Source organism: Nostoc sp. LPT, assembly GCF_017115165.1.
GTDB lineage: Bacteria > Cyanobacteriota > Cyanobacteriia > Cyanobacteriales > Nostocaceae > Nostoc.
On sequence record NZ_JABXKF010000043.1, the window covers coordinates 1 to 11873 of the forward strand.

The 11873-nt window shown below is 41.8% G+C and carries 11 protein-coding genes; 9 read left to right on the plus strand and 2 right to left on the minus strand.

The genetic code is table 11. From position 1 onward, the window contains the following. Positions 1-442: 442 nt before the first annotated feature. Positions 443-2128, minus strand: coding sequence for a SulP family inorganic anion transporter (locus HWQ58_RS09560; protein WP_292860875.1), 1686 nt, complete (start codon positions 2126-2128; stop codon positions 443-445). A gap of 347 nt (positions 2129-2475) precedes the next feature. On the opposite strand from HWQ58_RS09560, the gene HWQ58_RS09565 reads away from it, so the two are divergent. The 9 genes from HWQ58_RS09565 (at position 2476) to HWQ58_RS09605 (ending at position 10462) form a co-directional block, all read left to right on the plus strand. Further along, entirely contained in the window at positions 2476-2676 is a 201-nt protein-coding gene (locus tag HWQ58_RS09565; protein WP_292860878.1) for a hypothetical protein, read from the plus strand. 218 nt (positions 2677-2894) lie between these two features. Continuing rightward, positions 2895-3128, plus strand: coding sequence for a hypothetical protein (locus HWQ58_RS09570; protein ID WP_292860882.1), 234 nt, complete (start codon positions 2895-2897; stop codon positions 3126-3128). Between the two features lie 6 nt (positions 3129-3134). After that, positions 3135-3533, plus strand: a complete 399-nt coding sequence (locus HWQ58_RS09575; protein WP_292860885.1) for a PIN domain-containing protein — start codon at positions 3135-3137, stop codon at positions 3531-3533. Between the two features lie 390 nt (positions 3534-3923). After that, on the plus strand, positions 3924-4613 hold the full coding sequence (locus HWQ58_RS09580; RefSeq protein ID WP_292860888.1) for a hypothetical protein: 690 nt from the start codon (positions 3924-3926) through the stop codon (positions 4611-4613). An 83-nt stretch (positions 4614-4696) separates the two neighbouring features. After that, positions 4697-5659: a DnaJ domain-containing protein gene (locus tag HWQ58_RS09585; protein ID WP_292860891.1), complete on the plus strand. Its 963-nt coding sequence runs from the start codon at positions 4697-4699 to the stop codon at positions 5657-5659. A 57-nt stretch (positions 5660-5716) separates the two neighbouring features. After that, positions 5717-6337 (plus strand): Uma2 family endonuclease, encoded by a 621-nt coding sequence (locus HWQ58_RS09590; protein WP_292860894.1) that lies wholly within the window; start codon positions 5717-5719, stop codon positions 6335-6337. A 658-nt stretch (positions 6338-6995) separates the two neighbouring features. Next, the gene (locus tag HWQ58_RS09595) at positions 6996-8447 is read left to right on the plus strand and encodes a glycoside hydrolase 100 family protein (protein WP_292860906.1); all 1452 of its coding nucleotides are present in this window, start codon (positions 6996-6998) and stop codon (positions 8445-8447) included. A gap of 68 nt (positions 8448-8515) precedes the next feature. Further along, a complete protein-coding gene (locus HWQ58_RS09600; protein WP_292860897.1) occupies positions 8516-9982 on the plus strand; it encodes a 16S rRNA (cytosine(967)-C(5))-methyltransferase in 1467 nt (488 codons plus the stop codon). A gap of 57 nt (positions 9983-10039) precedes the next feature. Beyond that, positions 10040-10462 carry a TerB family tellurite resistance protein gene (locus HWQ58_RS09605; RefSeq protein WP_292860900.1) on the plus strand — a complete coding sequence of 141 codons (423 nt, stop codon included), beginning with the start codon at positions 10040-10042 and terminating at the stop codon, positions 10460-10462. Between the two features lie 175 nt (positions 10463-10637). Here the strand turns inward: HWQ58_RS09605 and HWQ58_RS09610 are convergent, their stop codons facing one another. Continuing rightward, entirely contained in the window at positions 10638-11336 is a 699-nt protein-coding gene (locus HWQ58_RS09610; protein ID WP_292860903.1) for an aquaporin, read from the minus strand. Between the last annotated feature and the right edge of the window lie 537 nt (positions 11337-11873).

Sequence of the window (11873 nt, forward strand, 5' to 3'; positions counted from 1 at the left end):
GAATTCAATAAACGACCACCCGAATTCAATAAACGACCACCCGAATTCAATAAACGACCACCCAAATTCAATAAACGACCACCCAAAATCAATATATTTATTGCATAAATTCTCAAAACCTCACCCCAAACCTGATTTACTAAGGTTTTAGCTTTAGTTTTACCCCACCCTAACCATCACTGCGATTAAGTAGGTAATCTTTGGGATTTAAGAAGAAATTCAACTTGTGTGTACACGGTAGCCTTTATAAGGGGGGTAATTCGACTTGTGTGTACACCGTAGCCGATGCTTTGGGGAACTCGGGGCCCCCTTTGGGGATTAGGGGCAGGGAGACGAAGCGCAGCTTTGGCGAGGTGGGGTGATTCGGGTTTAATAAGTAATCAAGCGGACATAATATTACTTCTGAATTCGACAATTCTGGCTCCTGAATTCTGCTGTATTATCAGTCATTTAATTCCATCAATTCTTTTGTTTTCAAATCAGCTGCTATAGGTTGAGAACATGCAATCTGAGGAGAGATAGAGCAAATCGCCTCTGTGGTTGTTTCAAAACAATTTGATAACCCAATTGTATTTAACAATCCTGTACGTTCTAGTAGTTGTTGGACTTCAGGTTGTAAACCTGTGAGAATTAAGCGGCAATTGTGCCGTTCTAAGTCATGATAAATATCTTCTAAGGCTACCAATCCAGTTGTGTCCATATTTGGTACAAACCGCAACCGGAGAATTAAATACTTTACTTCCGGTTCATCGCGGAGGAAGGTAGCAAATCGTTCAGCAGCACCAAAAAATACAGGGCCATCTACCCGATAAACGGCAATTTCCTTACCTAATTCCAAAGGAGTACCAGGGGGAAATACTTCGGTTTCAGGTATTTTAACTAAGCTTAAATCGCTCATCCGTTTAATAAATAAGGCTCCGGCTGCAATCAATCCCACTTCGACAGCGAGAACTAAGTCAAACAAGATTGTCACTAGCCAGGTGAGAATCATCACAGCAAAGTCTGAGTAGGTAGCACGCATCAATAAACCAATGGCTTCCCACTCAATCATCCGCAGGCTAACCACCATCAGAATCCCAGCAAGTGCTGCTAAAGGAATCTGTTCTGCTAGAGGTGCTAAAGTTAAAACGATGATGGCTAAAGCAACGCCATGAATTACTCCAGATAGTCGGGTTTTGCCGCCAGAACGGACATTCACAACAGTCCGAGCGATCGCACCTGTAGCGGGGATGCCACCAAAAAATGGCACAATCATATTAGCCAAACCTTGACCAATTAATTCGCGATCGCTATTATGTTTCTCGCTGACTGTCATCCCATCAGCCACCACCGCCGATAGCAACGATTCAATACTCCCCAGTGCAGCTAAAGCCAAAGCTGGGTTAATTAGTTCTCGAATCAAACCAAAATTATTCCAGTGGGGAATACCTTGAGGCATCGGTAAAGATTGAGGAATCGTGCCAATTGTTGGTACATTTAGATGAAAAGAAGAAGCGATCGCAGTTGCTAACACCAGTCCCACTAAAGAACCTGGTATTGTCGTATTCATTCTGGGCCATAAAACATTGGTTGCAATCACCACAACTGCTAAGGCAACTGCTGCCCAATTTAAAGCTTCTACATGAGTTAGACTTTGCCACAGCCCCGGCAAAAAATGTTCGCTACGTGGTAATTTTAAACCAAAGAAATTATTTAACTGACCACAAAAAATAATCACGGCAATACCATTAGTAAAACCTGCCGTCACTGGATAGGGAATAAACTTTACTAACTGTCCAAGTTTGGCAACCCCCAAGGCAATCTGGATAATTCCAGCCATCACCCCAGCAATCCAAACTTTTTCAAGGCCGTACTTGGCGACAATTCCCACCAAAACCACAGCCATTGCGCCTGTTGGCCCTGTAATCTGTACTGACGAACCACCAAAAATTGCGGCGACAATTCCCGCCACAATCGCGGTGTAAAGTCCCGCCTTTGGTTCTACACCACTAGCTACCGCAAAGGCTAAAGCCAAAGGCAATGCTACCACTGCTGCTGTTAGTCCTCCCGTAAAATCACCACGCAGTCCACCAAACAAGCTACCCAGACGCAAAAGCTGTGGTTCTTTGAGGATATTAGATGTTGCCATATCGTCATTTTCAACTCTTATACACAATTTGTTGAAGCACACACAAATGTTATTCCATCTTTTCAGTAGATTTCATCAGGGTTGTCGATAATTCCCTGATTGCGTATGGGTTTTGGTTCAAGTTTGCCTATTTGCTGATTAATGAAAGCGCAGGCTTGCTTGACATAATGGATATAATGTGTATTCTCGGTGTGCGATCGCTACCTAAAGTCTTAGTTACAGAGATAAATTTCTGCCTTAATCCAAACAGAGGCGAATTCAGGATCGGGATGCAAAGCATACAACCACGGTCGAGATCGTTAGTTGAGCAAGCTATAATTTGCTTGGAATAAAGGTGATGTATCTTTATGCTGACGCTTGAGCAAATTGAGTCCGCGATTCTTCAACTGCCACCCAACGAGTATGAGAAGCTCATTAAATGGTTTGCTGATTTAGACTATCAACGGTGGGATGAACAATTAGAGAAAGACATTGCTGATGGCAAACTGGAAGCTTTTGCACAAGAAGCGATCGCTGAGTTCGAGGCGGGGAACTATCGAACAATTTGATGCATTACACAACTCATCGATTTTGGGAACGTTACAATGTTTCTGCCTGAAGAGGTTCTTGGATCGGGACTCACGCAGAGTACAACGCCGCTTATTGATATGTAGTTACAGCAGCAGATAGCGCCAGTACAGCCCGGAAATTTGGTGTTTTTAAACAAATCGACATCTTTTTAGTATTAATTTTATAATTTATATGAGTACAAATTTGGTAAATACTAATGTTGCAATCTATTGAAGGAGTGTACAAAAACGGTAATATACAACTTTCAGAATTACCATCTGATGTATCAGAAAGCCGTGTTATTGTAACTTTTTTAGAACCAAAAAAATATCAAATCCAAAAGCAGATAATGCGGTTTGGTATGTTTTGTGGGCATGAACAATCAACAGAAAAAGATTTTCAAATTACTGAATTTAATGGAGATACCGAAGACGGCTTAGACTGGTCATAGGTAATTATGAAGTACGTGATTGATACTCATGCTCTCATTTGGTTTCTCGAAGGAAATTTGCGATTAGGTGCGAATGCCAATGCTGTTCTTTCTAATCCTGACTCCCAGTTAGTTATACCAGCTACAACATTAGCCGAAGCTGTGTGGATTGTTGAGAGAGGAAGAACATCTATTCCTTCTGCTAAGAATTTACTTTCAGCAGTTGAATCTGATCCGCGTGTAGTAATTTATCCACTTGACAAAGATGTAATTAAAATAACTATAAGCTTATCTGCTATTAATGAGATGCACGATAGGCAAATTACTGCGACTGCGCTAGTTTTAGCAAGTAAAGGTGATGAAGTGCAACTATTAACCTGTGATTCAAATATAACCGCATCAGGATTAGTTCCGATTATTTGGTAATGAGTGCGTAAAATTGTCATGTTTTTAAACGCAGAGGGACGCAAAGTAAACGCAAAGTAACGCAAAGGTTTGCCTAATTTATTTCGCTACGAATTAATTAAATATTATACTGAGACTTTTCTGACGTAGCATTCTAAGCAAAAGTCAAGGCTTAAGTAATTTTTACGAGGACGCAACAGTATTAATCAGTCTACGCTCTGGGTAATAAGCCTACTCAGATAAATTTATGGGACTTGACGACTAAAATCAATCATCACAGGATAGTTAATAAAAAAGTTAAAAATAAAATTGTGCTTATTCTTCTAACTCAGCTTCAACAGCAGCAAGCGACAGTAGCTGTACTCAGACAAAATCTGACGACTCTAGAAAATTTCAAGAAAACATTAGGCAGTGATACAAAACTCTAAAACAGGTGCAGCATTTATTGCAGGCGGAACCATAACAGGCGTTGGTGTTTCCGCAACGGTAGGCGGGATAGGACTAGCAGGCGGATTTGGTGCAGTCGGCATTGGTGCAACTCCTGTAGTTGGTGCTGGGGCTGTAGCTGGTGCAGCTGCTTATGGCGCTTTTAAAGCCATAGTAGAGGGAGATGCTGCTGCGATCGCTACAATGGGAATTGGTGCAGTCGGCGGTGCTGGTGTTTATAGCGTCGTCGGTGGTATGGGTTTAGTTGCACCTAAAGTAGGGCTGGCATTTGGGATTGGTGCAGTACCGATGGCGGGAATTGGTGCAGTGGTAGGACTCGCCGCCTATGGTATTGCCAAACTGTTAGACGAATCGGGAATTAGCGAAACTCCAGCACAGCTTTTTGAACGGATGGAAGAGAAAGTTTTGCAGATGGACTACTATTCTGAAGCAGTGATGGAATTAGAAGCATTTTTATCTGGTGAGGATCTCAACCAAAAATTTGCCGTTTTGGAAGTGGAAGATGAGTTTCAAGCGCTTAAGGCTAAATTCAAGAAAAAATCAGAATTTGTTACTCCTAAATCTTCTACTCCCAATATTGAACCAGAAAGAATATCTCCGATAACCCAGCTACCTGAAACTGGAGATGTGTACGCACACTCAAAGGACACTTAGCGGCAGTTAATGCGATCGCAATCAGTCCTGATGGTACTACCTTAATCAGTGGCAGTGATGACAGACAAGTTAATTTGTGGAACTTGAAAACCGGAAAATGGCTTTACACATTCTCTGGACAAGCAGAAGCAGTTTTATCTGTTGCTATCAGCCCTGATGGACAGCAGATTGCAAGTGGTAGTGTCGATCGCAAAATTAGCAGTTGGCAGATGGACACAAAAAAATTTCTTCACACATTTTTTTATTTAAACTCTAGTTATAGTCATAATGGTTTTGTTAACTCAGTAGCCTACAGTTCTGATGGGGCAATTCTTGCTAGTGGTGCTGCCGATAAAACGATTAGAATATGGGGACGCTACACGGGAACAGTAAAACGCACCTTAAATGGACACTCAGATGCAGTTTTGTCTGTCACCATCAGTCCCGATGGTAAAATTCTTGCAAGTGGTAGCGCCGATCAAACTATTAGGCTTTGGGATACCAAAACTTGGGAACAGCACTACATTCTCACTGAACATTTGGCAGCAGTGAATACAGTTGCTATCAGTCTTAACAGTCAAACTCTTATTAGTGGTAGCACAGACACCACAATTAAACTTTGGAACCTTCCAACAGGAGAATTACTCTCCACTCTAACTGGACACACAGGGGCGGTTTTGTCTGTTGCCATCAGCCCCGATGGAAAAACCCTTGCCAGTGCCAGCCGAGACGGTACAATCAAACTTTGGAACCTTTGCACTGGGGAACTACTACAAAATCTTTCTGGGTGTAATCCCGTTGCTTTCAGCCCTGATGGTAAGACGCTGGTAAGTGGCGGTAATGGCGGAAGCATCAAGATTTGGAATAAATTTACTCTCGATGGATTATCTGGGGAATGGTGGGAAGTCTTGGGCGTAAATCAGAGCGATCGCCCCAATGTTGTTAAACTTGCCTACCGTCGATTAGCCAGATTGTATCATCCTGATGTTAATAGTTCTGCGATCGCAAAAGCCTCAATGCAAGCAATTAATCGAGCTTATAAAGAATTCCAGCAGCAGGTAATATGAAGTTAGCAGTTTATCGATGCTAGTCAAAATATGAATAATATTTGAGGAAATAGTATTATGTTTCAACATTTAGTAGAAACGATAAATTTTGAAGATTTTGTCGAATGGAAACCAGAGAACGGCAGATATGAATTACATAAAGGAGTAATAGTTGAAATGCAGCCGACAGGGGAACATGAGTTAGTCAGAGCATTTCTAATTAGAGAACTCAATTTTGAGATTCGGAGGTTTAACCTAGCTTATTCCATTCCTGCTCAAGTATTAATCAAATCTGTTGATAAAAAATCTGGTTATATTCCAGATGTGCTGGTATTGAATATCCCTAACTTAATTAATGAACCACTTTGGAAAAAATCATCAACAGTTACTCAAGCCGCATCAATTCCAATGATAGTAGAAGTTGTGAGTACAAATTGGCGAGATGATTATTTTCTCAAATTCGGTGAATATGAGGAGATTGGAATTTCCGAATATTGGATTGTTGACTATGCTGCTCTTGGTGGAAAACGATTTATCGGCAATCCTAAACAACCGACAATATCAGTTTACAAATTAGTGGAAGGCGAGTACCAAGTAACTCAGTTTCGTGGTAATGACCAAATTCAATCACCAACTTTAAGAGAACTAAATCTAACTGCTGAACAAGTGTTTAAGGCTGCTTTGGGAGAACAGCCGTAAACATCATGCTAATACTCAGTACTTATGTACTTGGTACATGTCCTCTCCCTTGTGGGCGGTCTTTCGACCCAGCACTCTTGATTATTTTTGGCTATACTCCCATAAACGCCCTGTTTCATCTGTCAGCAGGGTAAGATATTAAACCTTGAGGAGTATTGACATATTAAGAATTTTGAAAATTTATCTTGCATATTCGGAAAAAACGTTATAAATTATTAGATAATAGGGGAATAATCTGACTTAATTAGTGTCAAAAACTAATCCTGCTCAAGTAAATACACTGCAACCAGTTTTAACTTCACACAACTCCTAAACACCACTGAAGATATGTTTTTGTTTGGTAAAGCAAAGATTCTGGACAGACAACGGAACAAGAAATAATCTAAAAATATATCTTATGTGACTGTTTTTAGGAATTATCTTACTACTTGCGGTGGAGAACAACAACTATAATTTACCAAAATAGTAATAGATGGCAAGCAATTAACTAACAATAAAGTTGCATAAATTTCAGCAAATTTATTGTTAGTTAATTGATTGTTTTTCCCCAATTATCTTTGCTATTCAAAGAATCGTTTTTGTTATGCTGAGAATAGCAAAAAAATAAATGAAGACACCTCTAGCAAAAATTCACAATCCTTATGGAGTTATTCTGGCAATGCACCTAAACGAATTGGAAACTACTGAGAATTTAGAAGAAGTTGAAGAAGCATGGCTAGCCCTAGAAAAATCAATTCTCTATTATCAAGGTCGCCCTGTTGGGACAGTAGCCGCTTATGATGCGTCTGTAGAAGCGCTCAATTACGATCAGTGCTTTGTCCGAGATTTTGTTTCTTCTGCTCTAATTTTTCTGATCAAAGGTAGAACCGATATTGTTCGTAATTTCTTAGAAGAAACCTTAAAGTTACAGCCTAAAGAAAAGGCATTAGATGCCTATAAGCCAGGACGAGGATTAATACCAGCTAGCTTTAAAGTGGTATCAGATAATGGGCAAGAATATTTAGAAGCAGACTTTGGCGAACATGCGATCGCTAGAGTTACACCTGTAGATTCTTGCTTATGGTGGATTATTTTATTGCGCGCTTATATAGTCGCCACAGAAGATTTTTCTCTTGCCTATCAACCTGAATTCCAAAATGGTATCAGGTTAATCATGGAAATCTGTTTGGCAAATCGTTTTGATATGTATCCAACGCTGTTGGTTCCAGATGGCGCTTGTATGATTGACCGTCGTATGGGCATTTATGGGCATCCTCTAGAATTGCAAGTCCTCTTTTACACGGCATTGCGTGCATCTCGTGAACTGCTAATTTGTCAAGGTAATTCCGATATTGTTGAAGCCATTGATAACCGTTTGCCTCTTTTATGCGCTCATATTCGCCAGCATTATTGGATAGATATTAATCGTCTGAATGCAATTTATCGCTTCAAAAGTGAAGAATATGGCAAGGCTGCTGTTAATCTGTTCAACATATATGTAGATTCTGTTCCCTATTATGAATTAGATAAGTGGCTACCAAAAAAAGGTGGTTATCTAGCAGGTAATGTTGGCCCGTCGCAGCTAGATACTCGCTTCTTTTCACTTGGAAACTTAATGGCAATCATTTCAGATTTAGCCACCGAAGAACAGTCACAAGCGATTATGACTCTCATTGAAGAACGATGGGATGATTTGGTGGGAGATATGCCAATGAAAATTTGTTTCCCAGCTTTGGAACATGAAGAATACAGAATTGTGACTGGATGTGACCCCAAAAATATACCTTGGTCGTATCATAATGCTGGTAGTTGGCCAGTTTTAATGTGGATGTTGGCGGCGGCGGCTGTAAAAACTAATAGAACGAATCTTGCACAAAAGGCGATTGAAACTGCTCAAGGACGCCTCAGTACAGATGAATGGCCAGAGTATTATGATGGTAAAAAAGGGCGACTGATTGGGAAACAAGCTAGGAAATATCAAACTTGGACAATTACTGGGTTCTTATTAGCAAAAGAACTGATGGCAAACCACACTTATTTACCATTAATCAGCTTTGGAAAACTACCAGCAGAACAGGTTTCTAGAGCGTGTGAGTTAGAAATTGCCACTGTAGACCCCTATATGTCTTGATAGGAAGTTATGAGTTAGGAGTTGAGAGTTAGAATACAAAAGCCTCCTGACTCCTGAATCGTGTTTTCATGACAAACCCCCGTCAACTAGCTTTTATCGCCCTGCGAGATGTTCATAAGGGGGCTTATGCTGATGTTGCCCTAGATAGAGCGCTACAAAAAGTTAATTTGCCTGATTGCGATCGCCGCTTAGTGACAGAATTGGTTTATGGGAGCGTCAGAAGGCAGCGCACTCTTGATACTCTCATCGATCAACTTGCTAAAAAGAAATCTCATCAACAACCACAAGACCTCCGCACCATCTTACATCTGGGCTTTTACCAACTGCGTTATCAAGAGCGTATTCCCGCTTCAGCTGCTGTTAATACCACAGTCCAACTCGCTAAAGAAAACGGTTTTTCGGGACTCACAGGTTTTGTTAACGGTCTATTACGCCAGTATTTAAGACAAGCAGGGGGAGCAAGGGAGCAGGGGGGCAGAGGGGCAGGGGGGCAGAGGAGCAGGGGGGCAGAGGAGAAAGATTCTTTGTTACTTCCCCAGCCCCCAATTCCCAGTTCCCAATCCCCAGTTTCCCATTTTAATCCGTTAGAACTTCTAGAAAACCCTGTGGAACGCTTGGGCATTTTACACAGTTTTCCTGACTGGATTGTTCAAGTTTGGTTAGAACAACTGGGTTTGATTGATACAGAACAACTGTGTGAATGGATGAACCAATCACCAACAATTGACTTACGCATCAACCCACTTCGCACTTCCATTGAGGAAGTTGAGGCGGCTTTGCAATCTGCTGGTGTTTTGGTAAGACGCATTCCTCATTTACCCCAAGCTTTACGATTTATTGGTAATACTGGATCGATTCAAAAACTACCGGGTTTTAAAGAAGGTTGGTGGACTGTACAAGATGCTAGCGCTCAATTGGTAGGTCATTTGCTCGACCCCCAACCAGGTGAGGTGGTAATTGATGCCTGTGCAGCACCAGGGGGAAAAACAACCCACATCGCTGAGTTAATGGCAGATCGAGGGAAAATTTGGGCTTGCGATCGCACTCCTTCTCGTCTTCGCAAACTCCAAGAAAATTCTCAACGGCTAAATTTACAATCTATTCAAATTTACACTGGCGACAGTCGCCACTTCAACCAATTTCAAAACACCGCAGACCGTGTATTACTCGATGCTCCATGTTCTGGTTTGGGAACCATGCACCGTCATGCTGATGCGCGTTGGCGACAGACACCAGCATCTGTTCGAGAACTTTCGGTGCTGCAACGAGAATTAATAATACATACATCTACTTTTGTCAAACCTGGTGGTGTACTAGTTTATGCCACCTGTACATTGCATCCAACAGAAAATGAAGAAGTAATTTCGGCGTTTTTAGCTGAGTCACCTGATTGGCAAATTGAGTCTCCTAGTGGCGTTGAGTTACCTGATTCTACCGATAGTACACCTCAAGGTTGGTTTAAACTTTGGCCCCATCGACAGGATATGGATGGTTTTTTTATGGTGCGCTTAAGAAAAAACAATAATTCCGAGTGAATACTGTTTGAGATTGTACGATTTGGTAGAGGCCTGAATCTACCAGAGGAGGCAGCAATGGTTCCCCCTGACAATGTGAAAAACTTAGTTAAAATCCTGATTGGAGCAGCCTGGATCGATGGCAGAATCCAGCCAGAAGAACGGCAATATCTCCGCGAAATAGCTCAAGCCAAAGGTTTAGCTAACGATCCAGAAATTAAGCCTTGGTTGTACGAATTAGTTCCTGTACAGCCAAAAGAATGCTACGACTGGGTGCAGGAATATTTAGGCGATCGCCCCAGCCTTGAAGATTGTGAAAATCTGATTGAAGCCATCAGTGGCTTAATTTATAGCGATGGTGAAGTTGCTGTCGAAGAAGCCAAACTCCTGACGCAATTGCAGGATATGGCGAAGCCGAATGAGTCAACTCAACCAGCTCACACTGCGCTTCTCAAACAAATTCAAAAGCTTTACCGCCGTTGGGTTGAAGTGCAAAACTAACATGGAGTTATAAGTTGATGAAGAGGACGCGGTGAATTCTTTCACCGCGTCTCTTCATCCTTATCTCCCCGGAAACGTCCGCACGTCTTTAGGTGATTTTTATAGCTATTTACTGAAAAGGGAAACGCATTCACATTCCTTAAGTTGTTAAGTGAGAATGCGCCTGTGATTCGTATTAGATGTCTGGTTCTTGGAGCGATCGGGCGATCATACCCGCCAAAACTCCACCGAAAATTGGGAACACGATGAAAATCCAAAGGTCAGCCAATGCCCAACCGCGAGTAAAGACAGCTGTGGCTAGCGATCGCACGGGATTGACGCTGGCATTTGTCACAGGAATGAGGATAAGATGCGCCAAGATCAGCCCTAAACCGATAGGGATGGGTGCAGACCGTTTGAAAACGGGAGAAGATGTAACGCTCAAGATCAGCAACACAAAGCCACAGGTAACAATAAATTCGGCTAATGCACAAGCCCACCAGCTATAGTTACCAGGGGAGTGAATTCCCACCCCATTAGAACCAAAGTTAGCTGTTGTAAACTGCGGCTTGCCCATGCAAATCAAAAACAGGATAGTACTCCCCCAAATTCCGCCGAGAATCTGACTCCCGATATATGGCAAAACGTCTTTAGAAGAAAACTGCTTGGCTACCCAAAAACCAATTGTGACTGCGGGGTTGATGTGACAGCCGCTGATCGAACCAAAAGTATAAGCAGCAGTCAACAAACTTAAGCCAAAAGCGATCGCCACTCCAGTAACTCCAACCCAAGGTATTGCACCAGAAATAACCGCAGTACCTACACCCATCAGAACTAACCAAGCTGTACCTAGAGCTTCCGCCAAACATCGTTTTGCTAAAGAGTAACGATTCATTCATCAGAAATGCCATAACTGGCTAGTAGTTTGCCAAGTTCCCTTGGCGGGGTAAAGAAAAACGGGAAAAAGGATATATGTGTCTTATCTCTTTGCTTTTCCCTTTAACCTTTACCCTTTACTCAATCTACACCCGTCAATGGAGAGCGTGGTGAACTACTAGACGTGATTGATACCTGTACACATTAGCCAAATCACACTAAGATAAATACTTGTTCTGGATTATTCAGTATAAAACGTCGCAACATCCTGTTGGTTGGCTCCCAATATGGTTTGGATAAGCTCTTGAGGCTCTTAAGGCAAGGGAGGAAAGAGTTGATAGACAATTTGTTTTCCCCCTGCTTCTCTTCTACCCCAGTTCAAGAACAGCTTACCTCAACGAATAAATTCCTTAACCAAACGGTATTGCATCGGGACGCATTAACAATGCAAGCCAATGCATTAACAATGCAAGCCAACGCATTAACAATGCAAGCCAACGTATTAACAATGCAAGCCAACGCATTAACAATGCAAGCCAACGCATTAACAATGCAA

Coding starts and splice junctions, on each gene's coding strand:
- HWQ58_RS09560 (WP_292860875.1), bottom strand. CDS start 2,128: ATGGCAACATCTAATATCCTCAAAGAACCACAGCTTTTGCGTCTGGGT.
- HWQ58_RS09565 (WP_292860878.1), top strand. CDS start 2,476: ATGCTGACGCTTGAGCAAATTGAGTCCGCGATTCTTCAACTGCCACCC.
- HWQ58_RS09570 (WP_292860882.1), top strand. CDS start 2,895: ATGTTGCAATCTATTGAAGGAGTGTACAAAAACGGTAATATACAACTT.
- HWQ58_RS09575 (WP_292860885.1), top strand. CDS start 3,135: ATGAAGTACGTGATTGATACTCATGCTCTCATTTGGTTTCTCGAAGGA.
- HWQ58_RS09590 (WP_292860894.1), top strand. CDS start 5,717: ATGTTTCAACATTTAGTAGAAACGATAAATTTTGAAGATTTTGTCGAA.
- HWQ58_RS09595 (WP_292860906.1), top strand. CDS start 6,996: ATGCACCTAAACGAATTGGAAACTACTGAGAATTTAGAAGAAGTTGAA.
- HWQ58_RS09600 (WP_292860897.1), top strand. CDS start 8,516: ATGACAAACCCCCGTCAACTAGCTTTTATCGCCCTGCGAGATGTTCAT.
- HWQ58_RS09605 (WP_292860900.1), top strand. CDS start 10,040: ATGGTTCCCCCTGACAATGTGAAAAACTTAGTTAAAATCCTGATTGGA.
- HWQ58_RS09610 (WP_292860903.1), bottom strand. CDS start 11,336: ATGAATCGTTACTCTTTAGCAAAACGATGTTTGGCGGAAGCTCTAGGT.